This window comes from Rhizobium sp. WW22 (genome assembly GCF_047041135.1).
Lineage (GTDB): Bacteria > Pseudomonadota > Alphaproteobacteria > Rhizobiales > Rhizobiaceae > Rhizobium.
In genome coordinates this window covers 47,973-73,978 of the sequence record NZ_CP178198.1, presented here as the reverse complement: position 1 = coordinate 73,978, position 26,006 = coordinate 47,973, and the positions used below count along the sequence as shown (strand labels likewise).

Sequence of the window (26,006 nt, the reverse complement as noted above, 5' to 3'; positions counted from 1 at the left end):
TTTTTCTTTTGTGGCGACAGGTGCCATCGGCGAACTCCGGCACCGATGTGCCGCCAATAACGGTCATCGCAATGCTGCGATGGAAGATAGAGCAGCGATTGAAAGCCCACCCAGAGCGGCCGCGATGGCGAGTGACGGCGTGATACCGATATTCTGCATCGCGAAGGCCAGGACGAACGGGGCGAGAGCTGAAAGGATCAGCCGTGCCGCCATCATCTTCCCCTGTAGCTTTCCGTAGCCATCGCTGCCGAAAAGATGCAGAGGCAGCGTGCCGGTGACGATGCTGAGGAGGCCGTTGCCCATGCCGAAGATCATCGCGAAGGCCATGGCGCCGGGTACGGAGGGGGCAGAAAGCAGAAGCGCCAGCACTCCGCCCGGGATCAGCATCGAGGCGATCACGGCCAGATGGAGTGCGGGCAGGTTCTTGCCGAACACCATGTTGATGAGGCGGCTGCCGACCTGCGACGGGCCGAAGAATGTCCCCACGAGAGCGGCGGTCGCGCCGAGACCGAGACCGGACAACAGCGGCACCAGATGCACCAGAATGGCCGAACTGACGAGCGACATCAGCGAAAAACCCATAACCATGACCGCAAAGCCAAGGCGGCGGCGGGCAGGTGGCAACACCCCCTCGACGCGCGCGGCGACAGTCGACGCCTTCGCGCCCTGCGTGGATCCCTGACGCGACAACCATGCGTGGATTGGCAGGCAGATACAGAGGTTGAGGGCGGCGAAAACCAGATAGACGTTCTGCCAGGCGAGATGCGCATGGAGTGCCGTGGTTGTCGGCCAGAAGATTGTCGAGGCGAACCCGGCAATCAGCGTCAGATAGGTGATGCTGCGGGAAGCGACCTGTGGTCGGAGTTGCACAAGCAGCGCAAAGGCCGCGCCATACTGGACCAGATTGGCGGAAACTTCGATCGCAATGAGTGCGACGACGTAGACCGCCTTGTTAGGCGCTAGGGCACACGCGGCCAGAGCTGCGGCCGCCACGAAGGAGCCGATCGTCATCACCCGTGCGGCACCGATCCTGTCGAACAGCCCACCCAACCACGGCGCGGTAAGGCCGCCTGCCAGAAGCGCGACCGACAGTGCGCCAAAGACCCATTCGCTCGACCATGCGAACTGCATGGCCATATCGGGCGCAAGTATGCTGAAACTGTAATAGAGGGTGCCGTAACCGATGATTTGTGTAACGCCGAGCGCAAACACGGCATGAAGCGGCACGCGTTCAGACAAGGCGCTTGCCGTCGGCGTCGAGAACCTGCTCGCCATCTTCCTTGGTGAACGGGCCTTTATGCGTATCGGGCAGGATATCCAGGACGACTTCCGAAGGACGAGCCAAACGCGTGCCCATGGGCGTGACGACGAACGGCCGGTTGATCAGGATCGGATCCTTCAGCATAGCATCTAGCAACTGGGCATCGGTCAGGTCTGGATTGTCGAGGCCGAGCTCGGCATACGGTGTGCCCTTTTCGCGAATCGCCTGCCTGATGGTCAAACCCGCATCGGCAATCATCTTGATGAGATCATCGCGGCTCGGCGGATTGCTCAGATATTCGATGACGGTCGGCTCGATGCCGGCATTGCGGATTATCGCCAGCGCGTTGCGCGAAGTGCCGCAGTCGGGATTGTGATAGATCGTAACATCCATGGTCATGGGACGGTTTCCGTTTCAGCGAGAGTTTGAGGATTGTGGGCATCTATCAGCAGCCAGTTCGCAAGCGTCAGTGCCAGCAATGCGCCGAGGATTTCCGCGACGATAAAACCCGGCAGATCGACAGGACGGATGCCGGCGAAGGTGTTCGTCAGCGAGCGGGCGATTGCGACAGCCGGATTGGCGAAAGAGGTGGAAGCGGTAAACCAGTATGCAGCCGTGATGTAGAGGCCGACCAGCCATGATACGGCGTCGGCGCGAAACCGCAGGCCGGAGAGGATGACGAAGACGAGGCCGAAGGTGGCCGTCACCTCGGCCAGCCATTGCGCGCCACCACTGCGGATGGTTGTCGAGGCCTGTAGCAACGGCAGTTCGAACATGGCATGCGCGAGGATCGTCCCCGCAATTCCGCCAAGGATCTGCGCGACGACATAGCCCAAAGCCGACATCGCGGTGAGCTCGCGGCGTATCGCAAAGACGAGCGATACCACCGGGTTGAAGTGAGCGCCGGATATCGGACCGAGGACGATGATCAACACGGCGAGGATCGCGCCCGTGGGCAGCGTATTGGCGAGCAGCGCAAGCGCCGCATCGCTCGTCAGCCTGTCCGCCATGATACCCGAACCGACGACTGTCGCGACCAGAAGGCCCGTGCCCAGAGCCTCCGAGACAAGGCGGCGCGAAAGCGGAAAAGATGTCATGGTTTCGGTCCCCGGCTCAGCATATTCATGGAACGTTTCTCACAGCCGGCGCACAGCAGGCGGCGACTTGCGCCGCCTGCGCGCAGACCTCCGGATGCCCCGCGCAGCAGTCTTCCATCAAGAAGCGGACAAGGCCTCCGAGCACATCGTAATTGGCGGTGTAGACGATGGAGCGGGATTCCCGCTGCTGGCCAATGAGGCCGGCTCGATCCAGTTCTTTCAGATGGAACGAAACATTCGAGGGCGATACTTCGAGCTTCTCTGCAATCATGCCCGCAGCCATCCCATCAGGACCGGCAACGACGAGCATGCGGACGATCTGCAGGCGGGTCTCTTGAGAGAGTGCGCCGAACGAAGCGAGGGCTTGACCTTCATCCATATTTCAATAATCCTTTAAGTGTTGAAATATGGAGTACATCAAATGAATGCGATCGACAAGAGCCGGTCTTCGGATATCAACCTCGGCCTTTTGCTTGAGACTCTGGCCGTTGCCGGCGATCTGCCCCTTGTATTCCGCTATGACGGTCGGCCGGTGAGGCCGGGCTATCACGTCACAGAAGTTAAGGCCGGGCAGTTTTCGGCATTGGACTGCGGGGCCAACCCGGAAGCATGGGCTGAGATTTTCGTGCAGCTTTGGGATATCGATGAAGGCAACCGCACGCATATGCCGGCGGGCAAATTCGCCCCTATCATCCGCAAAGTTTCCGAGCACGTGCAGCTCGACGGCTCCGCGAGGCTGACCTTTGAGGTGAGCGACGGGGTGCAGCCGATGCAGCTCTACTGCGCATCAACTCCTGTTATCGGCGACGATGCCGTCTATATCGAGCTCATTGCCCGCGCAGCCAGCTGCAAACCACTTGACCGGTGGCTGGCAGAACAGACCCAAGCGGCAGCCTGCTGTGGATCAGCGAATGCTGCCAAGTGCTGTGGCTAGCCATTACCGGCTCCTTGGCCGACACCGAAGCTCGGCGGCATGAAGCCAAATGCCGATCCAAACTTGACTTTCGCGGACAAAAGCTTGAAGCCAATCCACGGAACCAAGCAAAGATCGAGAGAATGGCAGACCAGACGACAAAAGACGACAAGCCGCTTTTCGGGCGTCCGTGGATTTTCATTCGCGGCGTGCCGTCGATGAAATTTCTGCCGCCGGAAGGACCGCCGGAAATCGCCTTTGCCGGCCGCTCCAACGTCGGCAAGTCTTCGCTGATCAATGCTCTGGTCGGGCATAAGGGACTGGCGCGCACGTCGAATACGCCAGGACGCACACAGGAGCTCAACTATTTCGTTCCCGACGGCTTTTCCGGCGAGGCTGGCGATCTGCCGCCGATGGCTCTGGTTGACATGCCCGGCTACGGCTATGCCGAAGCGCCGAAGGATCAAGTCGACGCCTGGACGAAGCTGGTCTTCGACTATCTGCGCGGGCGCACGACGCTGAAGCGCGTCTATGTGTTGATCGACAGCCGCCACGGTATCAAGAAGAACGATGCGGAGGTTCTGGACCTTCTCGACAAGGCCGCCGTTTCCTATCAGATCGTGCTGACCAAGACCGACAAGATCAAGGAGGCGGGCATACCGAAGCTGCTCGCTGATACCGCCGAAAAAATCCGCAAGCGCCCGGCCGCCTATCCCGGCATTCTTGCGACGTCTTCGGAAAAGGGCCTTGGGCTTCAGGAATTGCGCGAAGCCATTGGCCTGACGGTCGGCATCCAGGTTTGAAGACCGCATCGATACAATGAGGCCGCCGCCCCTGACCTCGTATCAGGAGACGACGGCCTGTTGCCGATGAGGATCACATCTTCGGCAACAATACCTTGTCGACGACATGGATTACGCCATTCGACTGCTTGACGTCGGCGATTGTGATGTGAGCGGTGCCGCCCGCTTCATCGGTGAGCGTCAGCTTGCCGCCCTTGGCCATAGCCTTGATCGTGCAGCCGCCGACAGTCTTCAGATCGTACTCACCGCCTTTGCTCTTTGCCCATTTCTGGATGGCCGCCGCCATGTCATCACCAGCCACGACATGGCAGGTCAGGATTTTGACCAGCTTCTCCTTGTTCTGCGGCTTCAGCAACGTCTCGACGGTGCCGGCCGGCAGCTGGTTGAACGCTTCATTCGTCGGTGCGAAGACGGTGAACGGGCCTTTGCCTTCAAGCGTATCAACGAGACCGGCCGCCTTCACGGCAGCGACCAGGGTCGTGTGGTCCTTGGAGTTCACGGCATTCTGGATGATGTTTTTGCTGGCATACATCGCAGCACCACCGACCATCGGGTCCTTGGCATAGGCAAGGCTGCTCGCAACTGACAACATTGCGGCTGCGGCAGCAATGCGAAATACGGTCTTGATCATAACGTCTCCTCTTCCTCTCTATTGCCCCTATCGGGTGGGGTCGGAAGAAGATACGGAGCGGGCTTTCAAACAGTTTCAGCTTGGATCGCTTTTTGCGAGCAGAAATTCGTCAGGGCAAATGGATCGTGCCGGAAGCGACCACATCGCCCGTCGGCTTGCCGGTCGGCGAACCGCCAAAGGGCTCGACGCTGACGGCGATGATTGCGCCCTCCGTCAATTTACTGTGAAGCTCGGGCGGGAGGACGATTTCACCATCGCCGCCCTGCGGCAGAACGCCAAGCGCCTCGGCGGGATCGCTGCCACGAATCAGCCAGAGCTCCAGCGACTTTTCTTCCGGTTTGCCCGCAGCCACCGGCGTCACCTTCAAACGCCCATTGGCAACGTCATAATTGGCGAGGAGCGTGATCGGGCTATTCTGACCGGAAAGCGATGCCGTCAATTGCTTGCCCGATGTTCCGCGCAGGGCACCTTCATTGGTTATGGCAAAGACGAGAACGCCGGCCGCCAAGAACAGCGAACCGAAGGCCATCGAGCGCCAGACCAAAAGGGAGTTCCAGAGCTGGGCACCGAATGCCACGTCACCGAAAATCCGCTTCTCGATCTTCGGATAGACCGAAGAAGACGGCGTCACCGTTTCATATTCCTCATTGAATTCCGAGAGGTTCTGTTCCCAGCGGCTGACGATGGCGGCAAACTGGCGATCGCTGCGCATCCGGCGCTCGACCTTCTGCCGGTCCTCCAGGGAGAGCACGCCAAGCACATATTCTCCGGCCAGGACTTCGTCGCGGGAGCGGCCTCCCTTGCTTTGATCGGGCGTACTCATCGGTCCATGCACTCTCTCAGTCTGATCAGGCTTCGACGCAGCCAGGTGCGCATCGTGTTCAATGGTACAGCGTGTTGGTCGGCGAGCTCCTGATAGCTCAAGCCCTCGACATAGGCGCTGCGGACAGCCCGCGCGCGATCAGCTTCCAACTCTTCCATGCACCTGTCAATCCGCCTTCCCTCCCCCTTCACGATTGCTTGCTCTTCGGGGCCGGGTTCCAGGTCGGCGAGATCGTAGGCGTTATCTATTTCATCGGCTACCGGCTTGCGTGCACGCACGAAATCGATGGCTCGATTGCGCGCTATTGCCGTCAGCCAAGGCATCGCGGGCCCTTCCGCAACAGCAAATTGTTCGGCTCGCTGCCAGACCTTGATATAGACCTCCTGCAAAACCTCTTCCGCATCTGTCTTGTTGCCGACGATACGCAGGCAAACACCGAGAAGTTTCGGGCTGGTACGCTTGTAGAGCGCGGCAAAGGCTTTCTGATCGCGCATGGCAACGCGGCCGATCAGCGCTTCCGTCTCCTCATTCGCCATCCAAATCCCCAGGGTACAACGCCTGCACCATCTTTAGAAGAAAACATCACTTCGGCAAATGCGTCTGCACCATCAATTTCGGCGACGCTGATGTGACATAGCGTCAACGAAAGCACAGCGCGATCTTTCAGATAGGCATTCGCGTTCAGGTAATTGATTTTATGTATGTCATCGCCGCAAAACCGCTGCGCACTTTCGCGCGACATGTTTTATTGCCGAGATCATTATTCCCTCTGTCAAAAACTTGAGATAAAAGGCCCGCGAACAATTTCGAAGGGTGCACCATGTCCGAAGCCCAAAGCGAACTCCAAGCCAACCTGCTCGCACAGGCGCTGCCCTATATGCAGCGTTACGAAAACAAGACCATCGTCGTGAAATACGGTGGCCATGCCATGGGCAATGTCGAGCTTGGCAAGGCCTTTGCGGCCGATATCGCGCTCCTGAAGCAGTCCGGCGTCAACCCGATCGTCGTCCATGGCGGCGGCCCGCAGATCGGCGCCATGCTGACGAAGATGGGCATTGAATCGAAATTCGAAGGCGGGTTGCGCGTCACCGACCAGAAGACGGTCGAGATCGTGGAAATGGTACTCGCCGGCTCGATCAACAAGGAAATCGTCGCGCTGATCAACCAGACCGGCGAATGGGCGATCGGCCTTTGCGGCAAGGACGGCAACATGGTTTTTGCCGAAAAGGCGCGCAAGACTATCAAAGACCCGGACTCCAACATCGAGCGCGTGCTCGATCTCGGCTTCGTCGGCGAAGTGGTCGAAGTCGACCGTACGCTGCTCGACCTGCTTGCCAAGTCCGAGATGATACCGGTCATTGCCCCTGTTGCCCCCGGCCGCGACGGCGCGACCTACAACATCAATGCCGATACCTTTGCCGGCGCGATCGCCGGAGCGCTGAGCGCGACCCGCCTGCTGTTCCTGACGGATGTTCCCGGCGTGCTCGACAAGCAGGGCCAGCTCATCAAGGAATTGTCCGTCGCCCAGGCCCATGCCCTGATCGCCGACGGCACAATTTCCGGCGGTATGATCCCGAAGGTGGAGACCTGCATCGACGCCATCAAGGCCGGTGTTCAGGGCGTCGTCATCCTCAACGGCAAGACGGCCCATTCCGTACTGCTCGAAATCTTCACCGAGCACGGTGCGGGAACGCTTATCGTTCCGTGATAGGGCGCACTCATCGAGAAAATTCAGGCGCTCCGCAAATGTGATTGCGAAGTGCCGACAGCCGTATCAGGACGGCCGGTAGATCGCTTCGGCCTCGCTTTTCAGCATTCCCATGACTGAACGATAGGGAGCCGGCCCATAGCTGATGCGGCTGACGCCGAGTTTTGCCATCGTCTCGTTATCAGGCGTCGCCGGGCGCACCATGATGTTGACCGGCAAGGGCGAGCGCTCGCAAAGAGCGCCGATCAGATCCGGTTCGACCAGGCCCGGCGCGAAGAAACCACTGGCACCGGCCTCGGCAAAAGCGTCGGCGCGCTGAAAGGCGTCGTCCAGCAGGAGCTGATGATGTGCCGTATCGCTTTCCTGCAGGAAAAGATCGGTGCGGGCGTTGATGAACAAGGGCATTTCCCGGCGATTGGCCATTTCGCGGATGGCGCGGATGCGTGCCGCCTGTACCTCGATAGGATGAACGCCTTGACCGCCGATCACCTGATCCTCGAAATTGATACCGATGGCGCCGTGATCCATGATCTTTTCGACATTGGCGGCGACCTCCTCGGGTTCGACGGCGTAACCGCCCTCGAAATCGACCGACAGCGGCAACGGGCTCGTCACCGAAATCAGCCTGGCGGTGACCGCCAGCAATGATAGCGGAATGGCCTGGCCATCGCCGAAGCCGTTGGCGGCGGCAACCGACCAGCTACCCGTCGCCAGCGCCTTCGCGCCAGCCTCTGTGACGGCCTTGGCAGAGCCGGCATCCCAAATATTGAAAAGGATCAGCGGCTCGCCCTTCTTGTGCAGCCGCGCAAATTCCTGCGCCTTTTCCACTTGACCCATCGCATCCCCTCCGAAAAGCCCAGTCGGGCGATTTCCCCTCCGCGACCATAAAGAGCGTCAGCTCTCCCTCACATGGCAAATAGCGTAAAACCCCGGAAATCAATAGTAAAATCATAGCCGGCATTGGATCGCACGGCAATCTCCCCCATGGCCGGGGATGCAGCAGCATGAATATTTTCCTTCCCCCGTGCCGACCGTGCGTGCCATAAGACGGGCATGAACCAGACAAAAACGCTATCCGAACCTTCAGATTTTGCCGGCATCCGCGATTGGGTGTTCGATCTCGACAACACGCTTTATCCGCATCATGTCGATCTCTTCGCGCAGATCGACAAGAACATGACCGCCTATGTCGCCGCTCTCTTGCAGATGGAGCGTGAAGACGCCGCAAGCTGCAGAAGCAATATTATCTCGAGCACGGCACGACCCTGCAGGGATTGATGATCCATCACGGCATCGACCCCAACGATTTCCTGGAAAAGGCGCATGCGATCGACTATTCGGCGCTGACACCGCAGCCGGAGCTGGCCGCTGCCATCAAGGCGTTGCCGGGACGCAAGTTCATCTTCACCAACGGCAGCGTCAAACACGCCCAGGCGACGGCCGGCGCACTCGGCATCCTCGACGGCTTCGACGACATTTTCGATATCGTCGCTGCCGACTACGTGCCGAAGCCTGCCGGCAGCACCTATGACAAGTTCATGAGCCTCCATCGCGTCGATACGAAGAAGGCGGTCATGTTCGAGGACCTACCGCGCAACCTCACCGTGCCCAAGGCGCTCGGCATGAAGACCGTGCTTCTCGTACCGCAAAATCTCGAGACGACGATCGTCGAATGGTGGGAACGAACGACTGGCGAAGACGATCACATCGATTACGTGACCGACGACCTCACCGCTTTCCTGAAGGCGCTGGTTTAACCATTCATTAGAACGGGGTTACGAAAGTTTCATGCGCCTTACAGAGGTTTAATTGGCCGTTTTTGACCGCCAACCGTATCGTTTGCCCATTCCTCGACACGAAAGGAAAAGCGATGAACGGGAAAAAACTTCTTCTGGCCGGACTTTCTGCAACCCTGCTTCTCAGCGGTGCCGCACAGGTGGCGCTCGCCGCTTCGCATGATAGCGACCGTGGGGGCAGACATCATCACGGCCGCTGGCACAAACCGCATATTTCGCCCGAAGTCCTTTACGTGCGCATGCTGAAGGAATTCGGCAATCCCGGTGACACGAAGCTCACCAAGGATGAGGTCAAGGCAGGCGTCGACAAGATCTTCGACCAGATCGACGTCAACCACGACGGCGAAATCACACCCGGCGAATATCGCGCCTACCGCCAGGAGCAGATGAAGCAGTGGCGGGTCGAACACGCCAAGGCGGATGGCGATCAGGCCCAAAATGGCCAGGCGCAAGGCGGCGACCAGGCACAAAGCAATCAGGCGCAGGGTAATCAGGCGCAGGGCAACCAGGCGCCGGCCGACCAGGCTCAAAACGACAATGACAACGACAAGGGCGGCGAAGGCCATCGCCATCACAGACCGTATGGCCGCTTCATGCATGAAGCGATGATCTTCCGCTTTGCCGATACCGATCAAAGCGGCCAGATCAGCAAGAAGGAAGCCGAAGACGCCATGAGCAAGGTCTTCGACCGGCTGGACCGCAACCACGATGGCGTCGTCAACCTTGACGACATGCCGGGCCGACCGCTGCTCTAAGCCGATAGCGCCGGCAACAAACCCATGAACGAAAGCCCGCCCTCGCCTCTGCGACGGCGGGCTTTCCGTTTTCAGTGGCCGTTATCGTGGTGGCCGTTGTCGTGTTCGTAGAAATCGGCAACGATCTTCCAGGCTTCGTCGGCGGTATCGACGAAGCTGATGAGGTTCACATCGTCGGGCGCAATAGTGCCGAACTCGGCCAGCGCCTCGAAATTGATGATGTTGCGCCAGAATTTTTCGCCGAAGAGAATAAGCGGCAGGCGCTCCATGCGGCCGGTCTGAATGAGCGTCAGGCATTCGAACAGCTCGTCGAGCGTGCCGAAGCCGCCGGGGAACACCGCGATCGCCTTGGCGCGCACCATGAAGTGCATCTTGCGGATCGCGAAATAATGGAAGTTGAAGCTGAGTTCCGGCGTCACATAGGCGTTGGGCGCCTGCTCATGCGGCAACACGATGTTGAGGCCGATCGAGGGAGCCCCTTCTTCGGCCGCGCCGCGATTGCCCGCTTCCATCACGCCGGGACCACCGCCGGTGACGACGACATATTCATGGAAGTCGAAGCCGGCTGAATAGCGGGAGCAAAGCCGAGCGAACTTGCGAGCCTCTTCGTAGTAGACCGATGCGGCTTCCAGGTTGGCGCGCTGCACATCGTTGCGGGCAGCCCAGGCATTGGCGCCGGGGGCGGGAATGCGCGCGCCGCCGAACATGACCACGGTCGATTTGATGCCACGCTCGGCCAAAGACATTTCGGTCTTCAGCAACTCCAGCTGCAGGCGGATCGGCCGCAGCTCCTCGCGGCAAAGGAAATCCTCATCGGCATAGGCAAGACGGTAGGACGGCGACATCGACTGCGGCGTGCGCGGCACCGACTCGGCTCGCTGCTTGTCCGCCGAGCTCGTCTTCAACGGGTCCCAGACCCCGTCCTTGCGCCTCAGCCTGCCGTTCTTCCCCTTGCTCATCTATTCATGCCTTTCAAATCGATCATGACGGCCCGTTTTCCGTCCGAGAACGGAAATAGCCAAGCTCTTGCATATGCCCCTACAACGCCTTGAATCCAAGCTCAATCGGCGCGGAAAAGACATTCCATTTTCGGCATCCATGCTATAGGACCAATCGACCGCTTCCGGACCCTTATCCGGAAATCACGATAGGCCCTGACGTTGTAAGGAATTCCCATGAGCGCTAACGACCTCGCTTCCCTCGAAAAGTCCATCGAGGCTGCCTTCGACAATCGCGACAATGTGAACACGTCGACGCGCGGCGAAGTCCGCGACGCCGTCGAGACGGCGCTCAATCTCCTCGATAGCGGCAAGGTTCGCGTGGCCGAACGTGGTGCCGACGGCAACTGGACCGTCAACCAGTGGCTCAAGAAAGCGGTTCTGCTCTCCTTCCGCCTGAACGACATGAAGATCGTCGAAGGCGGCTCCGGCGGCGCCACCTGGTGGGACAAGGTTCCCTCGAAGTTCGAAGGCTGGGGTGAAAACCGCTTCCGCGAAGCCGGCTTCCGCGCCGTGCCGAACGCCGTCGTGCGTCATTCCGCCTATATCGCCCCCAACGCCATCCTGATGCCGTCCTTCGTCAATCTCGGCGCCTATGTGGGCGAAGGCACCATGGTCGACACCTGGGCGACAGTCGGCTCGTGCGCCCAGATCGGCAAGCATGTGCATCTTTCCGGCGGCGTCGGCATCGGCGGCGTGCTGGAGCCGATGCAGGCCGGCCCGACCATCATCGAAGACAATTGCTTCATCGGCGCCCGCTCCGAAGTCGTCGAAGGCTGCATCGTCCGCGAAGGTTCCGTACTCGGCATGGGCGTCTTCATCGGCAAGTCCACCAAGATCGTCGATCGCGCCACCGGCGAGATCACCTATGGCGAAGTGCCGCCTTACTCGGTCGTCGTCGCCGGCGCGCTGCCGAGCGGCAACACCATGGCGAACGGCCAGCCGGCTCCAAGCCTCTATTGCGCGGTCATCGTCAAGCGAGTCGACGAAAAGACCCGTTCAAAGACCGGCATCAACGAGCTGCTGCGCGACTGATCTGCAAGATTTTGGAAGCGCGGTCGCCATATCGCGCTTCCCTCATGCTTGCCGGGTGAGCATGCCTGTGCGATTGCTGGAATCGCGGCAAAGATTTTCGAGTCGTCACCGACCCTTTGCCATCGCTTTGCCATTTCCCGCCGGATAAGTTGCCTCCGATGACCGTTACGAATCCCATCACGAACCTGCAGACCCTGATCCGTTGCGCTTCCGTCACGCCTGCCGAGGGCGGCGCACTGACAGCGCTTGCCGACATGTTGCAGCCACTCGGCTTCAGGATCGAGCGCATGACGGCAAGCGAGCCGGGAACGCCCGATATCGAAAACCTCTATGCGCGGCTCGGCACGGACGGGCCGCATCTGATGTTTGCCGGCCATACGGATGTCGTGCCGGTCGGCGATGCCGCTTCCTGGAGCCATCCGCCCTTTGCCGCCGAAATCGCCGATGGCGAACTCTTTGGCCGTGGCGCGGTCGACATGAAAGGCGGCATTGCCTGCTTCGTGGCAGCGGTTGCGCGTCATATCGAGAAGCATGGCAAGCCCGCCGGCTCGATCTCCTTCCTGATTACCGGCGACGAAGAGGGACCGGCGATCAACGGCACGGTAAAGCTGCTGCAATGGGCGGCCGAGCGCGGCGAGACATGGGACGCATCGCTCGTCGGCGAACCAACCAACCCCGACCGGCTCGGCGACATGATCAAGATCGGCCGCCGCGGCTCGGTCTCCGGCACCATCACCGTCCACGGGGTTCAAGGCCACGCCGCCTATCCACACCTTGCCGACAACCCAGTGCGCAGCATCATCAAACTGACGGAAGCGCTGCTCGATCCGCCCTTTGACGCCGGCACGGACAATTTCCAGCCGTCGAACCTCGAAGTGACGACGATCGACGTCGGCAATACCGCGACCAACGTCATTCCCGCCAAGGCAACCGCTGCCTTCAACATCCGCTTCAACGACACCTGGACGGCCGATACGCTGAAGGCCGAAATCCTGGCGCGCCTGAATGCCGCCGCCGCCGACCAGACGCTGCGGCCCGGACGTCCGCCGGCGAAATACGACATCGTCTGGTCGGAGCGTCCGAGCCAGGTCTTCCTGACGCGCAACAACGCGCTGATCGCCTCGCTCTCCTCCGCCATCGAAAACATCACCGGTCAAAGGCCGGCGATGTCGACCACCGGCGGCACGTCGGATGCCCGCTTCATCAAGGACTACTGCCCCGTCGTGGAATTCGGGCTTGTCGGCCAGACCATGCATATGGTCGACGAGCGTGTGGCGCTCTCGGATCTCGAAACGCTGACCGGGATCTACCAGACCTTCATCCAGCGCTGGTTCGAGAATGCCGAGCTTTAAGGAAGTCCAGTATTACCTGTCCGGCCTGTGGCTGCTGATCCGGATGGATGCGCGCGGATTCCAGTATCTGGATATTTCAGACCGCGGCATGCTGCGCTCCTTCTGGGCGATTTTCTGGAGCCTCCCCTCGATCGGCATTTCCTGGCTGTGGTGGCAGCAGGCCTATCTGCGTGCCATGCCGCCCGAAACATCGACGGGCCTCGCCTTTTTCCTAAGGCTGGCGCTGGTCGAGGCGGCGAATTGGCTGATCCCGCTGGTTCTTGCCGGCGTATTGCTGCTGTTTTTCCGTGTCGGTGACAAGTTCACGCCGATCGTCGTGGTGGTGAACTGGCTTGGGGTGCCGACATCCTATCTCAATGCGCTGCTTATCGCCCTAATCGCCTTCGTGCCTGGCTCCAGTGGATTGGCGGCGCTGCTGTGGCTTGTCCTGATGGGGACGATCATCTTTTCGCTGGCACGCATGCTTCGAATGATCTGCGGCACGCATCCGCTCTTTATCGGCACACTGACGCTGGTGCTGCTGATCCCGACCATGCTGCTGACGGATTTTCTGCAACGCTTCCTCGGCGTCTATCCGCCTGTTTGAGGCAATCGCAGAGGGACTACGACAGATCCTCGCCATCATCGGCATTTTCGCCCTCGCCAGGCAAACCGGCGCCATCGCGATAATCCACATGCATGAAATATAGCCCATCCGGTGGGGCGACAGGGCCGCAGGCCTTGCGATCCTTTGCCTCGAGCGCAGCGCGCACATCGTCGGGCGTCCATTTACCCTCACCCGCAAGCTTCAGCGTGCCGGCGAAAGAACGGATCTGATTGTGCAGGAAGCTTTGCGCCGTGGCACGGATTTCGATGAGCTCGCCGCTGCGCGTCACATCCAGCCGGTCGAGCGTGCGCACCGGACTGTTTGCCTGGCAATGCGCCGAGCGAAAGGTGGTGAAATCATGCCGCCCCACAAGGGTCTGGGCCGCGGCATGCATGACCTCGTGATCCATATCCTTCGGCACCCACCAGGCGCGCCCGGCTTCCAAAGCCAGAGGCGCACGGCGGGCGATGATGCGATAGAGATAGTGGCGGCGGATGGCAGAAAAGCGCGCGTCGAAGCTTTGGTCGACCTCGACGATATCGAGAATGGCAATACGGTTACCGGCAAGCCTCAGATGGGCATTGAGCGCATTGCGCAGCGTATAGACCTTCCATTCCTTCGAGAGATCTGCATGCATGACCTGCCCCATGGCATGCACGCCGGAATCGGTACGCCCTGCACCGCGGATCGAAACGGTCTCGCCGGTCAAGGACAGGATGGCGCCTTCGATTGCGCCCTGCACGGAGGGGCCGTTGTCCTGACGCTGCCAGCCGACATAGGGAATGCCGTCGTATTCGACGGTCATCTTGTAACGCGGCATCAGGCTTGCTCCGAGGCGAGCACGGTGCCCGGCGCGATCGGCGTGCCACGCAGGAAGTCGGCTGCCGCCAAGGGCTTGCCGCCGGCCTTCTGCAGCTTCGTCAGCCTGATGGCGCTGGAGGCGCAGGCAATGACGAGATCATCTGTCAGGATCTGACCGGAAGCTCCGTTGCCTTCTGCCAATTCCGAACCCAGCACCTTGATACGCTCAGGGCGGCCAGCAATTTCGGCCTCGAACCAGGCGCCGGGAAAGGGCGACAGGCCGCGAATATGATTATGGACATCGGCTGCGGGCTTGCCGAAATCGATACGGGTTTCACCCTTATCGATTTTGGCGGCATAAAGAACGCCTTCGGACGGCTGCGCGGTCAACGGCAACTCGTCATGTTCCAAATTGTTCATCGCCTCGGCCATGGCTTTTGCGCCGACAAGCATCAGCCTGTCATGCAACTCGCCCGCTGTCATGGTGTCGCCGATTTCGACTTCACGTGTCAAAGCGACCGGGCCGGTATCCAGCCCCTTGTCCATCTTCATCACCATCATGCCGGTTTTTTTGTCGCCGGCCATGATCGCCCGCTGGATAGGAGCAGCCCCGCGCCAGCGCGGCAGCAGGGAGGCATGACCGTTGTAGCAGCCGAGACGTGTCCCGGTGAGAATCGCTTCCGGCAACAACAGGCCATAGGCCACGACGACGGCAACATCGGCATCCAGATCGCGAAAGCGCTGGCGCTCCTCGGGGTCCTTGAAATTAATCGGCGTGAAAACCGGCAGGCCGAGCAACTCGGCCGCCTGATGCACCGGCGATTTCTGCAGGTCGAGCCCTCGCCGCCCGCCGGGACGCGGCGGCTGCGTATAAACGGCACGAATCTTGTGGCCGGCATCGATCAGGGACCGCAATGTCGGCACGGAGAATTCGGGCGTTCCCATAAAGATGATGTTGAGCGACATGTGATCCATCCGGCGAAGATATCAGATTTAGAATGACCCGGCGGCCGCGGCGCATGCCATTGGGTCCAATGCTAGCCGCCTTCAAACGGGTTTACGAGCCTGAGATCAAGCCCCTCGAAGTCTTTTGTATTGCGCGTCGCCAATGTCGCACCATTCGCAAGGCAGATGGCGGCGATCATGGCGTCCTGTACGGAAATCTGATGTCCCGAGCGCTCGCGACGGGCGCGAATGCGGCCCGTTAACAGCGCGCTGTCTTGATCCAGTTGCAAGATACGCCCCATAAAGTGATGTCCCATGAGAGAGTCGAGGCCTTCGAAAAATCGTTTTGATCGATCCCCCAGCAGCACCTTTTCTGCGCCATAGGACAGCTCCATTAGAACGGGAGAGCAGAGATACAGGGTCTCCATCTCCTGCCGCTCAAACCATTCACCGACGTTTGGAGATAAATTCGCCTTTGTGATTTCCGAAACCACGTTCGTATCGAGAACAATCATTCAGAGCTACGGCGCTCCGCCTCTCTACGGCGGGCCTCATCTGTGGCAGACATGAAGTCGCGATGTTCTTCGTCGCTCAATGCAAGGCCGACGAACGCAGAACGCAGCTGGCAGAGCGTCGAGCCAGCCTTGGCAGCATTCTCCGATCGCGTAGCATTGAGGCCCTTTCGAACCTGAATCTTAATTTCCTCCGAGAGACTGTGACCAGAGCGCTTCGCCTCGTCGCTAAGCTCTCGCTTCAAGCTTTCGGACATGTCTCTGACCAATATATCAGCCATTCGCGCCTCCATTTGATATCAATGATATCATAGGGCTTTTAGGCCGATCTTTCAACGGCTGGAGATCAAAGAGCCTTGGCCTTGGCGGCCTTGGTGAACTTCTTGATCACCATCTCCCGCTTCAAGCGCGAGATATAGTCGATGAAGAGCACGCCGTTCAGATGGTCGATCTCGTGCTGCACGCAGGTCGCAAGCAGGCCGTCGGCCTCGGTGAGCTGCTCCTTGCCGTTGCGGTCCAGATGCTTGACAGTGACGCGCGCCGGGCGCTCCACCTCTGCATAATAATCCGGAATGGAGAGGCAGCCTTCCTCATAGACCGAACGTTCATCCGAAGACGCGACGATCTCCGGATTGATGAAGACCAGTGGCGTTTTCTCTTCGCCCTCGCGCGCGACGTCGATGACGAGCATGCGGCGGGGAACGCCGATCTGGATCGCAGCAAGGCCAATGCCCGGCGCGTCATACATGGTTTCCAGCATGTCGTCGGCGAGGCGCTGAATTTCGGTATCGATCTGCTCGATGGGCTTGGAAGCCTGGCGGAGCAGCGGATCGGGCAAAATGATGAGTGGCTTGATCGTCATGACGTTTCCCATAACGCATCTTGTTGTGCGATGGAATCGCCAAGATGGCGGTGAGACAGTGTTTTTTCAACGATGGTCATCCGGATCAGCGCAAATGACCCAGAAATTATGTTCACGTTTTGATCTGGATATTCGCGATGGTTTTGCTATGGTGCCCATAAGAACTTCACCAGCGCGCCAGGTTTCATGTCCTTCATCATCTTCGGCCAAGCCATTTCCACGGTCCAGGTTCTGACCGGCCTCGTTATCCTGCTTACGATCGCAGTCATCGTCCTTTTCGTCCGCAGCAAAGCACGGGCGGAAGACGACGCACTCGACGCCGAGCAGACGATGGCAGCATTGTTGCGGTCGCAGGCTGAGCTGCAGGGGCGGCTTGCCACCATGGCGGAAGTCTTCGGCTCCAGACAGGCGGAGCTCAATCAGGCCATCGGCCAACGTCTCGACGGCATGTCGCAGCGGGTGACGGCAACGATCGGCGAGCAGACGCGCTCGACGCATGAAAACCTGCGCCGCCTGCAGGAACGGCTCGCCGTCATCGATGCCGCCCAGACCAATATCCAGACGCTGGCCAAGGATGTCGTCGGCCTGCAGGCCATTCTTTCCAACAAGCAGACGCGCGGCGCCTTCGGACAGGCGCGCATGGAAACCATCATCGCCGACGGGTTGCCGATGGGTGCCTATGCGTTCCAGGCAACGCTATCCAACGGTTCGCGACCGGACTGTACCGTGCGCATGCCGAACGGCTCGCCGCCGCTTGTGATCGACGCGAAGTTTCCGTTGGAGGCGTGGAACGCCATCCGTAGCGCTGCCAGCCCCGAACATGGCAAGATCGCCGCACAGCAGTTCCGGAGGGATATGGAGCTGCATATCCGCGATATCTCGGAAAAATATCTGATCCCCGGTGAGACGCAGGATACGGCCTTTCTCTTCGTGCCGTCCGAGTCGATCTTTGCCGAGATCCACGAGAATTTCGAGGCGATCGTGCAGAAGGCCCAGCGCGCGCGCATCGTCATCGTCTCACCATCGTTGCTGATGCTGTCGATCCAGGTCATCCAAGCTGTCCTGAAGGATCAGCGGATGCGCGAGCAGGCTCATGTCATCCAGAGCGAAGTGGCTCATCTGATGGACGACCTGTCACGCCTCGACGAGCGGGTGCGCAAGCTGCAGGGGCATTTCGCCATGGCGCAGAAGGATGTCGACATGATCGTCACCTCGGCCGACAAGCTGGCGAGGCGCGGCGAGCGGATAGAAGCGCTGGAATTCGAGGCAGCGAAAGAGCCTGCCAAGGCGCGCACGGAAGAACGGCCCAAACCTGTCGACAACCGCACAAGCCAACTCAAGCTTAGGGTAGTTGACGAAGACTGATCGCTTCGGCAGTGTCGCGCCCACTCGATGCATGATCCGAAAAGACAAAGGCAGCCTTCTGGCAGGATCATGCAGGCGCAACACCCAGGGCAGGACATTGCATGATCACTATTTTTGGCTCCATCAATATGGACCTCATCGCCACCACGGATCGTTTGCCGAAGCCGGGCGAAACGGTTGCCGGCAACGGCTTCTCCACGGCCGCCGGCGGCAAGGGCGCCAACCAGGCGCTGGCCGCACGCCGCGCCGGCGCAACGGTCCGCCTCAGCGGGGCGGTCGGCAATGATGCCTTCGCGGAGCCTGCGCTTGCCTTGCTCGATACGGCAGGGACCGATCTTTCCACCGTCCGGCGGGTATCCGAAGCGACGGGCACGGCTCTCATCCTCGTGGGGGGTGACGGCGAGAACATGATCGCCGTTGTGCCGGGTGCCAATGGTACGAACACCGCCGAACACGCAGAGGCCGCCGTCGCTGCTCTGAGGGCCGGCGATACGCTGATGCTTCAGCTCGAAATTCCGGTCGCGGCCGTCGAGACGGCGCTGAACGCCGCGAAGGCAAAGGGCGTGCGCACCGTGCTCAATCTGGCGCCGCTGATCCCGGAAGCTGCCCGCCTCGGCCGCCTTGCCGATATTGTCATCGCAAACGAAACCGAATTCGAGAGACTGGCCGGCCAGGACAACATGTCGGCTTCCGAGCGCGAGGCAGCCCTGGTTCGCCTACATGGTGAAACCGGCCAGACGCTGATCGTCACGCTTGGCGGCGATGGTGTCATCGCCATTCGCGACGGCGAGCTCGCGCGCGCCAAGGGTCTCGTGATCGAGCCGGTCGACACCGTCGGCGCCGGCGATACCTTCTGCGGTTATTTTGCAGCCAGCCTCGATCAAGGCCTGGATTTCCACGCCAGCCTGCGTCGGGCTGCCGTCGCCGGTTCGCTCGCCTGCTTGAAGCCTGGCGCACAGCCGTCCATTCCGGTTGCCAGTGAAGTCGCCGAAAAGCTTTAAAGCTAAAATTCCCCACGCATCGGGAAGCGCAATTAATTAAATTTTTGCGCTTCCATATCATTCTCCTCTGGCCTGGCGCTCATAGCCTTCCGGTTGCGGCAGGAATCTTAACGGCGGCTCCATGACAGGGCCATCCTGCGCCGACCTTGCATTCGGATAATGTGTATCCGACGCATCGCTTTTTCGAGGAAATGATGTTCATCTTTCGCATGAAGTCGCTTGCGGCCAAGCTCATCTTGGTCACCGGGCTGGCGATCGCACTCGTTCTGCTGGTTTCCAATTTTCTGCTGATTTCCCAGACCCGCGATCGCGTCGAGACGCTGACGATGGATCAGGCGAATACCGAGGCCAAGTCCATTTCCAACGAGATCGCCGCAAATGTCGGCGAACTGGCGAGTGCCGCCCGCTCCATGGCCGCCATCATCGGCCGCGGCCACGAGGGTCATACCTTCGACCGCAAGGGCATGATCAATATCCTCAAGGCAAATGTCGAGCAGAATGCCTTTGCCTTCGGCAGCTGGTTCTGTGAGCAGCTCGGCGCGCTGGATGGCAAGACGACCGAACTTGCCAACAACAAGGATCAGGCCGTCAACGACAAGGGCGCCTTCACGCCCTATTGGTCGAAGACCAAGGATGGCGGCATCCAGTTCTCGACCTTCGACAATGATTACAGCGCCGCCTGGTGGAAGCTTGCCGCCGACAGCGGCAAGGGCGCGATCACGCCGCCCTATCTCGCACAGGGCACGGACGTTCCCACGACCATGAGCTCGATCGCCTATCCCGTCATATCGGGCGGCAAACTGATCGGTGTCGCAGGCGTCGACATTTCTCTCGGCTCGCTTTCGACGAAGCTGCAGAAGATGCAGCCTTTCGGCACCGGCCGCGTGCTGCTGGTTTCCCAGGACAACAAGTGGCTGGTGGCACCGAGCGTCGACCTGCTGATGAAGGACTATAACGGTTCCGGCGCTGATGTGATCAAGGCGGCACTGACCACCTCTTCTTCAAGCGTCCTCAAGAACCTTTCTGAAAATGGCGGCGAAGCATTCGACCGCGTCGTCTACCCTTTCGCCGTTCCCGGCCTCAACGCCACCTGGGTCGTTCTCATCGACGTGCCGCATAGCGCAATCGCAGCACCGGTACGCGATCAGACCTATATGATGATCGTTGCCGGCATTCTCGTGCTTGCCGCCGTCATGCTCGCCCTCTACGTCGCTGTGCGCGGTTTCGTGCAGAAGCCGCTCGCCGGTCTCGTCGCAAGCGTCAATCGCCTCAGCACCGGCAATTATGCCGAACCGGTCGCCGGCCAGGCGGGTGCAGACGAAGTTGGTTCAGTCGCCAAGGCACTGGAAGGGTTCCGCTTTGCGCTTGCCGACACCAAGCGCCTCGAAGGTGAAGCCAACGACCAGCGCCTGGCTGCCGAAGGTGAACGCCGCCGCTCGGAGAGCGAACGCAACGAGAGCGTGACCCTCCAGCGCCACATCGTCAGCATTCTCGGCCATAACCTCGCCGAGCTCTCCAAGGGCAACCTCACACAGCGGATCACGGACGATTTCCCCGGCGAATATGCCCAGCTCAAGCAGGACTTCAATGCTGCGCTGGCGAGCCTTGAGGAGACGGTTCATACCGTCAATGTCAGCGTCGGCAATATCGGCAGCGGCACCGGCGAAATCAGCAACAGCGCCTCGGATCTCGCTCGCCGCACCGAACAGCAGGCGGCCAGCCTCGAAGAGACGGCGGCAGCCCTTAACGAGCTGACCGCGCAGGTCAACTCCAGCGCCGAAAACGCACGCACGGCGGCAAGCAGCGTAAATGCGGCGTCTCAGGATGCCGAGCATTCCGGCGAGATCGTGCAAAAGGCCATTTCCTCCATGCACGGCATCGAGCAATCGTCGCAGGAAGTGTCGCGCATCATCGGCGTCATCGACGAGATCGCTTTCCAGACCAATCTTCTCGCGCTCAATGCCGGTGTCGAAGCGGCGCGTGCGGGCGACGCGGGCAAGGGCTTCGCCGTTGTCGCACAGGAAGTGCGCGAGCTGGCTCAGCGCTCGGCCAATGCCGCAAAGGAGATCAAGACTTTGATCAATGCCTCGGCCGGACAGGTCAAGGAAGGCGTCGATCTGGTCGGCCGCACGGGCGATGCCCTGCACAAGATCGCCCAGCAGGTTATGGAGATCAACGGCTTGATCCGCCAGATCTCCGCTTCCGCCAGCGAGCAGGCGATCGGTCTGAAGGAAATCAACTCGGCCATGAACCAGATGGATCAAGTAACCCAGCAGAATGCCGCGATGGTAGAGGAAACCACAGCTTCGAGCGTTGCCCTTGCCGAAGAAGCCCAGTCACTTCGCACACTCGTTGCGCGCTTCCGCACCGCACGTGCCGCCCAGGAGAATGCCAGCGCATTGCGGGCGACCGCCCAGCAGATGCGGGCTCCGGTAGCCCCGCGTCGGCCGGCAGCACCCGTTAGCGCACCGGCACGCAGAGCAGTTCCGCAGACACAGGGTGCCACGGCGCTTGCCCAGGACGATTGGGAGGAATTCTGAGCTAATCCCGCTGGGGGTGAAATCAAAAGGCCGCCGGAGCGATCCGGCGGCCTTTCTGATGGAGCCTAATCAGATGCGGGCGAAGCGTTCCGTCAGTAGCGCGAAGAAGCCGTCGGCATCGACATCGCGCATGACCTTGGCGTTGCGCTCGCGGTCGGTGACGTGCCACCAGTCGACGACGGTCATGCCGACCGTCAGTTCTGACGTCACTTCGATTTCCACGTTGCATTCGCGGCCCTTGAAGAGCTCGGGCTTCAGAAGGTAGGCGATAACAGTCGGATCATGCAGCGGACCGCCGTCCGAACCATATTTCTCGATATCGAAACGCTCGAAGAACTGCAGCATTTCGACCATGGCCTTGGCCGGCGGCGTGCCGACTGCGGCGATGCGCTCGACGCGATCCCGGCGCGTCAGCAGCTTGTGGGTGACGTCGAGCGGCATCATGACGATGGGAACGCCCGAACGGAACACCACGTCTGCCGCCTCCGGATCGACATAGATGTTGAACTCGGCGGCCGGCGTGATGTTGCCGCCCTCGAAAAAGCCGCCGCCCATCATCACAAGCTCGCGCACGCGACCAATGATGTCAGGCGCCTTCTGAAACGCCGTTGCGATATTGGTCAGCGGGCCGAGCGTGCAGAGGGTCACGGCGCCTTCCGGTTCCTTACGCAGCGTATCGATGATGAAATCGACGGCGTGGCCCGGCTGCAGTTCCATCGTCGGCTCGGAAAGTTCCGGACCATCAAGGCCGGTCTTGCCATGCACATGTTCGGCAGTGACCAGCTTGCGCTTGAGCGGTGCATCAGCGCCGGCAAACACCTTGACGTCGCGACGATCGCAGAGCTCACAGACGATGCGGGCATTACGACTCGTCAACCGCAGCGGCACGTTGCCGGCGACGGTGGTGATGCCAAGCACGTCGATCTCCTGACGGCTGCCGAAGGCGAGGAAGATCGCCGCGGCATCGTCCTGACCGGGGTCGGTATCGATGATGATTTTTCTAGGTTCGGTCATGTCTTCAACTTTCCTCCGGTACAGATCGACAGGCTTTGTCGCGGGTCCGGTCCGGCTTTGTCAAGCGCTCGCTCGCCATGTCACAAAACCATTTTTCACCATGGATTTCGATCTCGCAAATGCGAAGACCTCATGGCTTGCACTCGCAGGCGCGTACTCCCATATTAGGGACAACCGGGTGCTGAAGATCAGGTCCGGAACGGTCGCTTGACACCCAAGGACTTTGAGACGATGAGCCGGACGACTCCCTTTGCCAGCCCGCTGCTTCTGGGCTTCGACACTATGGAAAAGACGCTTGAGCGAATTTCCAAGGTCAGCGACGGTTACCCTCCCTACAATATCGAACGGATGCGCGCGGATCGCCTGTCGGGCGAGCCAGAACGTCTGCGCATCACGCTGGCGGTCGCCGGTTTTTCCGAAGACGAGCTTGACGTCACCACGGAAGAGAACCAGCTGCTGATCCGCGGACGCCAGACGGAACAGGGCGAGCGAGACTATCTCTACCGGGGCATCGCAGCCCGGCAGTTCCAGCGTGTTTTTGTCCTTGCCGACGGCATGCAGGTGCTCGGCGCCACACTGAAGAACGGGCTGCTCTCCGTCGATCTCATTCGGCCGGAACCGAACCGCGTGGTAAAGAAAATTAACATTTCGGTCTCACAGTAGAACAACGGCCTAGAGCCGGATGATTTCAGGCCGAATCAACCTGAAATCCGAATCGGCTCTAGAATCAAAGAACTAGAGCACGACGTCACCCGAAAGCCGCTCACACTTTTGGTCATCATGCTCTGGAGCCGTTGGTTCCTCATACTGGAGGTACGAGCATGTTGTTGAAAGAAGCTAACGCCCGCCTGACCCCATCCGAACTTGCCAATATCGGCACCGGCGAGGTCGCTTATATCAGAAAAATGGATTGGTCCGAAGTATCCCGCTGCTTCCCGGAAGCGCCGGATATCGATCCGGATGTCGATCTGTGGGCGCTTTTCGGCGCCGACGGTACGCCGATCCTGCTTACGGACAATCGATCCAGCACCTTCTATCGTGCTGCCGAAGACGAATTGAAGACGGTCAGCCTGCACTGACCTTGAGCGTCGTCTGGCGGTGAACGTCATCGCCCGCAAGGACCGCATCGAACCGGCCCCACCTGGCAATGCGCGCATGATCCAGACCACCCAAAACGGCGGTCCTCACGGGATGATGCGAATATTTCAATTTGAGATTCTCGCCCGCAATTGGAGCGATCAGACCCTCTTGAAGGTCAGATAGGCCGACGAGCGCCCTTCGCGGCGGGCCTTGGCCTCGTAGCGCGTGCTCGGCCAGCCCTCATAGGGCGTCAGCCAGTCCGCAGCATTCTGCGCAGTCCATTCGAAGCCACCATGCGCCTGGCAATGCTGCAGCGTCCAATTGACGTAGGTGTCAATGTCGGAGGCAAAGCAGAAGAGCGCCCCGGGCTTCAGGACGCGATGGAAGCGGGAAAGGTTCACCTGCGAAACGAAGCGGCGCTTCCAATGCTTCTTCTTCGGCCAGGGATCGGGATAGAGCAGATCGATCTGGTCCAGGCAGGCATCAGGCAACCAATCCAGCACCTGCGTCGCGTCGTCATTGTAGACACGGATGTTGCGCGCGCCAGCGTCGTCGACGCTCGCAAGCAGCTTCTGCATCGAATTGACGAAAGGTTCTACCCCGATGAAGCCGGTCTTCGGCTGCTCCAGCGCCCGGTGGATCAAATGCTCTCCACCGCCGAAACCGATCTCCAGGCGCAGACGCTCGGTCGGCACCGGGAAGAGATCGTTCAGCGGCTGCGGCGCCGGCGCGGAAAGATCGAGGATGAACTGCGGCAGCAATACTTCCAGCTTTTCGGCCTGCTGGCCGCGCAAGGCTTTACCCTTGCGGCGGCCGAAGAATGCTTCCGTCGCCCGCGACCGGCGCTCGGTATCGATCATGCGGCTTCCCGGAGCTTTACGGCTTCCTTGAGAGCCTTCACCAGGTCCGTACGCTCCCAGGAGAAGGAGCCGTCGCGACCGGCCTTGCGGCCGAAGTGACCGTAAGCCGAGGTCTTGGCGTAGATCGGCTTGTTGAGGTCGAGGTGACGGCGAATGCCGGTGGGCGAAAGGTCCATGTTCTTGCGGATGGCCGCTTCGACCTGATCCTCGGTGACGTCCTTGCCCGTGCCGTGCAGGTCGACATAGATCGACAGCGGCTGGGCAACGCCGATCGCGTAGGAGAGCTGGATCGTGCAGCGATCGGCAAGACCGGCGGCAACGACGTTCTTTGCGAGGTAGCGCGCAGCATAGGCAGCGGAACGGTCGACCTTGGTCGTGTCCTTGCCCGAGAAAGCACCGCCGCCATGCGGGGCAGCGCCGCCGTAGGTATCGACGATGATCTTGCGGCCGGTGAGGCCGGCATCACCATCCGGACCGCCGATGACGAACTTGCCCGTGGGGTTGATGTACCACTTGCAGTCGGAGGCAATCTTCAGGTCGCCGAGCGCTTCGCGGATATAGGGCTCGACGACGGCGCGTACCTTCTTCGAATCCCAGCTGTCGTCGAGATGCTGGGTCGACAGCACGATCGAGGCCACTTCGGAGGGCTTGCCGTCGACATAGCGAACCGTCACCTGGCTCTTGGCGTCAGGCCCGAGCTTGGCGACTTCGCCATCGCCCTTCTTGCGGGCGGTTGCGAGCAGCTGCAGGATCTTGTGGGAATAGTAGATCGGCGCCGGCATGAGGTCGGGCGTTTCCTTGCAGGCGTAGCCGAACATGATGCCTTGGTCGCCGGCACCTTCGTCACCCTGCTGGTCGGCGGCATTGTCGACGCCCTGGGCGATATCGGCGGACTGCGAGTGCAGAAGCACATCGATGCGGGCCTTCTTCCAGTGGAAGCCGTCCTGCTCGTAGCCGATATCCTTGATGGCGCGGCGGGCGGCGGCCTTGAACTTCGAAGGATTGATGACGTCGTTGCCGTCCTTGTCCTTCTTCATCAGGCTCGGCGGAAGACGAACCTCACCGGCGATGACGACGCGGTTGGTGGTGGCAAGGGTCTCACACGCAATGCGCACGCTCCAAGGGTTCACGCCGGTCTTTGTGGCCTCGCGGTAAACCAGATCGACGATTTCATCGGAAATGCGGTCACAAACTTTATCCGGGTGACCTTCGGCAACAGACTCACTCGTAAACAGATAATTCGCGCGCATACGGGATTCCCCTCAAAG

30 protein-coding genes and 1 pseudogene are annotated in these 26,006 nt (G+C 60.2%); 13 read left to right on the top strand and 18 right to left on the bottom strand.

What is annotated here, in order from left to right; translation table 11 throughout:
- Nucleotides 1–63: 63 nt before the first annotated feature.
- The 4 genes from arsK to ACK83U_RS00370 are packed head-to-tail and all read right to left on the bottom strand — an operon-like array spanning nucleotide 64 to nucleotide 2,737.
- The gene (gene arsK / locus ACK83U_RS00385; protein ID WP_162708067.1) at nucleotides 64–1,275 is read right to left on the bottom strand and encodes an arsenite efflux MFS transporter ArsK; all 1,212 of its coding nucleotides are present in this window, start codon (nucleotides 1,273–1,275) and stop codon (nucleotides 64–66) included.
- On the bottom strand, nucleotides 1,232–1,660 hold the full coding sequence (arsC, locus tag ACK83U_RS00380; protein WP_112609434.1) for an arsenate reductase (glutaredoxin): 429 nt from the start codon (nucleotides 1,658–1,660) through the stop codon (nucleotides 1,232–1,234). Before arsC ends, arsK begins: the two co-directional genes overlap by 44 nt.
- Complete coding sequence (locus ACK83U_RS00375; RefSeq protein ID WP_112609433.1) at nucleotides 1,657–2,358, bottom strand: aquaporin; 702 nt, start codon at nucleotides 2,356–2,358, stop codon at nucleotides 1,657–1,659. The genes arsC and ACK83U_RS00375 overlap by 4 nt, the downstream gene beginning before the upstream one ends.
- A 25-nt stretch (nucleotides 2,359–2,383) precedes the next feature.
- Entirely contained in the window at nucleotides 2,384–2,737 is a 354-nt protein-coding gene (locus tag ACK83U_RS00370; protein WP_112609432.1) for a metalloregulator ArsR/SmtB family transcription factor, read from the bottom strand.
- Between the two features lie 42 nt (nucleotides 2,738–2,779).
- Here ACK83U_RS00370 and ACK83U_RS00365 point away from each other — a divergent pair, with 42 nt between their 5' ends.
- Nucleotides 2,780–3,292: a DUF6428 family protein gene (locus ACK83U_RS00365; RefSeq protein WP_112609431.1), complete on the top strand. Its 513-nt coding sequence runs from the start codon at nucleotides 2,780–2,782 to the stop codon at nucleotides 3,290–3,292.
- A gap of 122 nt (nucleotides 3,293–3,414) precedes the next feature.
- Nucleotides 3,415–4,074 (top strand): ribosome biogenesis GTP-binding protein YihA/YsxC, encoded by a 660-nt coding sequence (gene yihA, locus ACK83U_RS00360; protein ID WP_015338661.1) that lies wholly within the window; start codon nucleotides 3,415–3,417, stop codon nucleotides 4,072–4,074.
- Between the two features lie 73 nt (nucleotides 4,075–4,147).
- On the opposite strand, the gene ACK83U_RS00355 is transcribed toward yihA, so the two are convergent.
- The 4 genes from ACK83U_RS00355 to ACK83U_RS00340 all read right to left on the bottom strand — a co-directional run bounded on the left by ACK83U_RS00355 (nucleotide 4,148) and on the right by ACK83U_RS00340 (nucleotide 6,270).
- The gene (locus ACK83U_RS00355; RefSeq protein WP_112609430.1) at nucleotides 4,148–4,705 is read right to left on the bottom strand and encodes a fasciclin domain-containing protein; all 558 of its coding nucleotides are present in this window, start codon (nucleotides 4,703–4,705) and stop codon (nucleotides 4,148–4,150) included.
- A gap of 109 nt (nucleotides 4,706–4,814) precedes the next feature.
- On the bottom strand, nucleotides 4,815–5,528 hold the full coding sequence (locus tag ACK83U_RS00350) for an anti-sigma factor domain-containing protein (RefSeq protein WP_112336646.1): 714 nt from the start codon (nucleotides 5,526–5,528) through the stop codon (nucleotides 4,815–4,817).
- On the bottom strand, nucleotides 5,525–6,064 hold the full coding sequence (locus ACK83U_RS00345) for a sigma-70 family RNA polymerase sigma factor (protein WP_112609429.1): 540 nt from the start codon (nucleotides 6,062–6,064) through the stop codon (nucleotides 5,525–5,527). Before ACK83U_RS00345 ends, ACK83U_RS00350 begins: the two co-directional genes overlap by 4 nt.
- On the bottom strand, nucleotides 6,037–6,270 hold the full coding sequence (locus ACK83U_RS00340) for a hypothetical protein (RefSeq protein WP_162708066.1): 234 nt from the start codon (nucleotides 6,268–6,270) through the stop codon (nucleotides 6,037–6,039). Before ACK83U_RS00340 ends, ACK83U_RS00345 begins: the two co-directional genes overlap by 28 nt.
- A 78-nt stretch (nucleotides 6,271–6,348) precedes the next feature.
- On the opposite strand from ACK83U_RS00340, the gene argB reads away from it, so the two are divergent.
- Nucleotides 6,349–7,236, top strand: coding sequence for an acetylglutamate kinase (argB, locus tag ACK83U_RS00335; protein WP_095433831.1), 888 nt, complete (start codon nucleotides 6,349–6,351; stop codon nucleotides 7,234–7,236).
- Nucleotides 7,237–7,302: 66 nt separating this feature from the next.
- Here argB and ACK83U_RS00330 read toward each other — a convergent pair whose 3' ends face one another.
- Nucleotides 7,303–8,073: an isocitrate lyase/PEP mutase family protein gene (locus ACK83U_RS00330; RefSeq protein WP_112609428.1), complete on the bottom strand. Its 771-nt coding sequence runs from the start codon at nucleotides 8,071–8,073 to the stop codon at nucleotides 7,303–7,305.
- A 216-nt stretch (nucleotides 8,074–8,289) separates the two neighbouring features.
- Here ACK83U_RS00330 and ACK83U_RS00325 point away from each other — a divergent pair.
- Nucleotides 8,290–8,993, top strand: a pseudogene (locus tag ACK83U_RS00325) (pyrimidine 5'-nucleotidase).
- Between the two features lie 113 nt (nucleotides 8,994–9,106).
- Nucleotides 9,107–9,787: a calcium-binding protein gene (locus ACK83U_RS00320; protein WP_112609427.1), complete on the top strand. Its 681-nt coding sequence runs from the start codon at nucleotides 9,107–9,109 to the stop codon at nucleotides 9,785–9,787.
- A 71-nt stretch (nucleotides 9,788–9,858) separates the two neighbouring features.
- Here ACK83U_RS00320 and ACK83U_RS00315 read toward each other — a convergent pair whose 3' ends face one another.
- Nucleotides 9,859–10,746, bottom strand: a complete 888-nt coding sequence (locus tag ACK83U_RS00315) for an LOG family protein (RefSeq protein WP_112336651.1) — start codon at nucleotides 10,744–10,746, stop codon at nucleotides 9,859–9,861.
- Between the two features lie 216 nt (nucleotides 10,747–10,962).
- On the opposite strand from ACK83U_RS00315, the gene dapD reads away from it, so the two are divergent.
- The 3 genes from dapD to ACK83U_RS00300 all read left to right on the top strand — a co-directional run bounded on the left by dapD (nucleotide 10,963) and on the right by ACK83U_RS00300 (nucleotide 13,758).
- On the top strand, nucleotides 10,963–11,820 hold the full coding sequence (gene dapD, locus ACK83U_RS00310; protein ID WP_112336652.1) for a 2,3,4,5-tetrahydropyridine-2,6-dicarboxylate N-succinyltransferase: 858 nt from the start codon (nucleotides 10,963–10,965) through the stop codon (nucleotides 11,818–11,820).
- A 158-nt stretch (nucleotides 11,821–11,978) separates the two neighbouring features.
- Entirely contained in the window at nucleotides 11,979–13,172 is a 1,194-nt protein-coding gene (gene dapE / locus ACK83U_RS00305) for a succinyl-diaminopimelate desuccinylase (RefSeq protein WP_112609426.1), read from the top strand.
- On the top strand, nucleotides 13,159–13,758 hold the full coding sequence (locus ACK83U_RS00300; RefSeq protein ID WP_112609424.1) for a hypothetical protein: 600 nt from the start codon (nucleotides 13,159–13,161) through the stop codon (nucleotides 13,756–13,758). The genes dapE and ACK83U_RS00300 overlap by 14 nt, the downstream gene beginning before the upstream one ends.
- A gap of 16 nt (nucleotides 13,759–13,774) precedes the next feature.
- Here the strand turns inward: ACK83U_RS00300 and truA are convergent, their stop codons facing one another.
- The 5 genes from truA to def form a co-directional block, all read right to left on the bottom strand.
- A complete protein-coding gene (truA, locus tag ACK83U_RS00295) occupies nucleotides 13,775–14,578 on the bottom strand; it encodes a tRNA pseudouridine(38-40) synthase TruA (protein WP_112609422.1) in 804 nt (267 codons plus the stop codon).
- Entirely contained in the window at nucleotides 14,578–15,525 is a 948-nt protein-coding gene (gene fmt / locus ACK83U_RS00290; RefSeq protein WP_112609421.1) for a methionyl-tRNA formyltransferase, read from the bottom strand. Before fmt ends, truA begins: the two co-directional genes overlap by 1 nt.
- A gap of 71 nt (nucleotides 15,526–15,596) precedes the next feature.
- On the bottom strand, nucleotides 15,597–16,019 hold the full coding sequence (locus tag ACK83U_RS00285) for a type II toxin-antitoxin system VapC family toxin (protein WP_112609419.1): 423 nt from the start codon (nucleotides 16,017–16,019) through the stop codon (nucleotides 15,597–15,599).
- Nucleotides 16,016–16,297 carry a hypothetical protein gene (locus tag ACK83U_RS00280; RefSeq protein WP_112609417.1) on the bottom strand — a complete coding sequence of 94 codons (282 nt, stop codon included), beginning with the start codon at nucleotides 16,295–16,297 and terminating at the stop codon, nucleotides 16,016–16,018. The genes ACK83U_RS00285 and ACK83U_RS00280 overlap by 4 nt, the downstream gene beginning before the upstream one ends.
- Nucleotides 16,298–16,362: 65 nt before the next feature.
- Nucleotides 16,363–16,878, bottom strand: coding sequence for a peptide deformylase (gene def / locus ACK83U_RS00275; protein WP_112398457.1), 516 nt, complete (start codon nucleotides 16,876–16,878; stop codon nucleotides 16,363–16,365).
- 186 nt (nucleotides 16,879–17,064) lie between these two features.
- Between def and ACK83U_RS00270 the strand changes: the two genes are divergently transcribed.
- The 3 genes from ACK83U_RS00270 to ACK83U_RS00260 all read left to right on the top strand — a co-directional run bounded on the left by ACK83U_RS00270 (nucleotide 17,065) and on the right by ACK83U_RS00260 (nucleotide 21,784).
- The gene (locus ACK83U_RS00270; RefSeq protein WP_112609415.1) at nucleotides 17,065–18,243 is read left to right on the top strand and encodes a DNA recombination protein RmuC; all 1,179 of its coding nucleotides are present in this window, start codon (nucleotides 17,065–17,067) and stop codon (nucleotides 18,241–18,243) included.
- Nucleotides 18,244–18,344: 101 nt separating this feature from the next.
- Entirely contained in the window at nucleotides 18,345–19,244 is a 900-nt protein-coding gene (locus ACK83U_RS00265) for a ribokinase (protein ID WP_112609413.1), read from the top strand.
- 194 nt (nucleotides 19,245–19,438) lie between these two features.
- A complete protein-coding gene (locus tag ACK83U_RS00260; protein ID WP_112609476.1) occupies nucleotides 19,439–21,784 on the top strand; it encodes a methyl-accepting chemotaxis protein in 2,346 nt (781 codons plus the stop codon).
- A 69-nt stretch (nucleotides 21,785–21,853) separates the two neighbouring features.
- Here the strand turns inward: ACK83U_RS00260 and ACK83U_RS00255 are convergent, their stop codons facing one another.
- On the bottom strand, nucleotides 21,854–22,798 hold the full coding sequence (locus ACK83U_RS00255) for a nucleoside hydrolase (protein WP_112609411.1): 945 nt from the start codon (nucleotides 22,796–22,798) through the stop codon (nucleotides 21,854–21,856).
- Nucleotides 22,799–23,029: 231 nt separating this feature from the next.
- On the opposite strand from ACK83U_RS00255, the gene ACK83U_RS00250 reads away from it, so the two are divergent.
- Complete coding sequence (locus tag ACK83U_RS00250; RefSeq protein ID WP_112336664.1) at nucleotides 23,030–23,461, top strand: Hsp20 family protein; 432 nt, start codon at nucleotides 23,030–23,032, stop codon at nucleotides 23,459–23,461.
- A 158-nt stretch (nucleotides 23,462–23,619) separates the two neighbouring features.
- Nucleotides 23,620–23,877: a DUF1150 family protein gene (locus ACK83U_RS00245; protein WP_112336665.1), complete on the top strand. Its 258-nt coding sequence runs from the start codon at nucleotides 23,620–23,622 to the stop codon at nucleotides 23,875–23,877.
- 159 nt (nucleotides 23,878–24,036) lie between these two features.
- Here the strand turns inward: ACK83U_RS00245 and trmB are convergent, their stop codons facing one another.
- Nucleotides 24,037–24,738, bottom strand: a complete 702-nt coding sequence (gene trmB / locus ACK83U_RS00240) for a tRNA (guanosine(46)-N7)-methyltransferase TrmB (protein ID WP_112336666.1) — start codon at nucleotides 24,736–24,738, stop codon at nucleotides 24,037–24,039.
- On the bottom strand, nucleotides 24,735–25,988 hold the full coding sequence (gene metK / locus ACK83U_RS00235; protein WP_112336667.1) for a methionine adenosyltransferase: 1,254 nt from the start codon (nucleotides 25,986–25,988) through the stop codon (nucleotides 24,735–24,737). Before metK ends, trmB begins: the two co-directional genes overlap by 4 nt.
- Nucleotides 25,989–26,006 lie beyond the last annotated feature (18 nt).

What these genes read in the sequence shown, in the direction of transcription:
- arsK (WP_162708067.1), bottom strand. Translation starts at nt 1,275, where the DNA reads ATGGCGAGCAGGTTCTCGACGCCGACGGCAAGCGCCTTGTCTGAACGC.
- arsC (WP_112609434.1), bottom strand. Translation starts at nt 1,660, where the DNA reads ATGACCATGGATGTTACGATCTATCACAATCCCGACTGCGGCACTTCG.
- ACK83U_RS00375 (WP_112609433.1), bottom strand. Translation starts at nt 2,358, where the DNA reads ATGACATCTTTTCCGCTTTCGCGCCGCCTTGTCTCGGAGGCTCTGGGC.
- ACK83U_RS00370 (WP_112609432.1), bottom strand. Translation starts at nt 2,737, where the DNA reads ATGGATGAAGGTCAAGCCCTCGCTTCGTTCGGCGCACTCTCTCAAGAG.
- ACK83U_RS00365 (WP_112609431.1), top strand. Translation starts at nt 2,780, where the DNA reads ATGAATGCGATCGACAAGAGCCGGTCTTCGGATATCAACCTCGGCCTT.
- yihA (WP_015338661.1), top strand. Translation starts at nt 3,415, where the DNA reads ATGGCAGACCAGACGACAAAAGACGACAAGCCGCTTTTCGGGCGTCCG.
- ACK83U_RS00355 (WP_112609430.1), bottom strand. Translation starts at nt 4,705, where the DNA reads ATGATCAAGACCGTATTTCGCATTGCTGCCGCAGCCGCAATGTTGTCA.
- ACK83U_RS00350 (WP_112336646.1), bottom strand. Translation starts at nt 5,528, where the DNA reads ATGAGTACGCCCGATCAAAGCAAGGGAGGCCGCTCCCGCGACGAAGTC.
- ACK83U_RS00345 (WP_112609429.1), bottom strand. Translation starts at nt 6,064, where the DNA reads ATGGCGAATGAGGAGACGGAAGCGCTGATCGGCCGCGTTGCCATGCGC.
- ACK83U_RS00340 (WP_162708066.1), bottom strand. Translation starts at nt 6,270, where the DNA reads ATGTCGCGCGAAAGTGCGCAGCGGTTTTGCGGCGATGACATACATAAA.
- argB (WP_095433831.1), top strand. Translation starts at nt 6,349, where the DNA reads ATGTCCGAAGCCCAAAGCGAACTCCAAGCCAACCTGCTCGCACAGGCG.
- ACK83U_RS00330 (WP_112609428.1), bottom strand. Translation starts at nt 8,073, where the DNA reads ATGGGTCAAGTGGAAAAGGCGCAGGAATTTGCGCGGCTGCACAAGAAG.
- ACK83U_RS00320 (WP_112609427.1), top strand. Translation starts at nt 9,107, where the DNA reads ATGAACGGGAAAAAACTTCTTCTGGCCGGACTTTCTGCAACCCTGCTT.
- ACK83U_RS00315 (WP_112336651.1), bottom strand. Translation starts at nt 10,746, where the DNA reads ATGAGCAAGGGGAAGAACGGCAGGCTGAGGCGCAAGGACGGGGTCTGG.
- dapD (WP_112336652.1), top strand. Translation starts at nt 10,963, where the DNA reads ATGAGCGCTAACGACCTCGCTTCCCTCGAAAAGTCCATCGAGGCTGCC.
- dapE (WP_112609426.1), top strand. Translation starts at nt 11,979, where the DNA reads ATGACCGTTACGAATCCCATCACGAACCTGCAGACCCTGATCCGTTGC.
- ACK83U_RS00300 (WP_112609424.1), top strand. Translation starts at nt 13,159, where the DNA reads ATGCCGAGCTTTAAGGAAGTCCAGTATTACCTGTCCGGCCTGTGGCTG.
- truA (WP_112609422.1), bottom strand. Translation starts at nt 14,578, where the DNA reads ATGCCGCGTTACAAGATGACCGTCGAATACGACGGCATTCCCTATGTC.
- fmt (WP_112609421.1), bottom strand. Translation starts at nt 15,525, where the DNA reads ATGTCGCTCAACATCATCTTTATGGGAACGCCCGAATTCTCCGTGCCG.
- ACK83U_RS00285 (WP_112609419.1), bottom strand. Translation starts at nt 16,019, where the DNA reads ATGATTGTTCTCGATACGAACGTGGTTTCGGAAATCACAAAGGCGAAT.
- ACK83U_RS00280 (WP_112609417.1), bottom strand. Translation starts at nt 16,297, where the DNA reads ATGGCTGATATATTGGTCAGAGACATGTCCGAAAGCTTGAAGCGAGAG.
- def (WP_112398457.1), bottom strand. Translation starts at nt 16,878, where the DNA reads ATGACGATCAAGCCACTCATCATTTTGCCCGATCCGCTGCTCCGCCAG.
- ACK83U_RS00270 (WP_112609415.1), top strand. Translation starts at nt 17,065, where the DNA reads ATGTCCTTCATCATCTTCGGCCAAGCCATTTCCACGGTCCAGGTTCTG.
- ACK83U_RS00265 (WP_112609413.1), top strand. Translation starts at nt 18,345, where the DNA reads ATGATCACTATTTTTGGCTCCATCAATATGGACCTCATCGCCACCACG.
- ACK83U_RS00260 (WP_112609476.1), top strand. Translation starts at nt 19,439, where the DNA reads ATGTTCATCTTTCGCATGAAGTCGCTTGCGGCCAAGCTCATCTTGGTC.
- ACK83U_RS00255 (WP_112609411.1), bottom strand. Translation starts at nt 22,798, where the DNA reads ATGACCGAACCTAGAAAAATCATCATCGATACCGACCCCGGTCAGGAC.
- ACK83U_RS00250 (WP_112336664.1), top strand. Translation starts at nt 23,030, where the DNA reads ATGAGCCGGACGACTCCCTTTGCCAGCCCGCTGCTTCTGGGCTTCGAC.
- ACK83U_RS00245 (WP_112336665.1), top strand. Translation starts at nt 23,620, where the DNA reads ATGTTGTTGAAAGAAGCTAACGCCCGCCTGACCCCATCCGAACTTGCC.
- trmB (WP_112336666.1), bottom strand. Translation starts at nt 24,738, where the DNA reads ATGATCGATACCGAGCGCCGGTCGCGGGCGACGGAAGCATTCTTCGGC.
- metK (WP_112336667.1), bottom strand. Translation starts at nt 25,988, where the DNA reads ATGCGCGCGAATTATCTGTTTACGAGTGAGTCTGTTGCCGAAGGTCAC.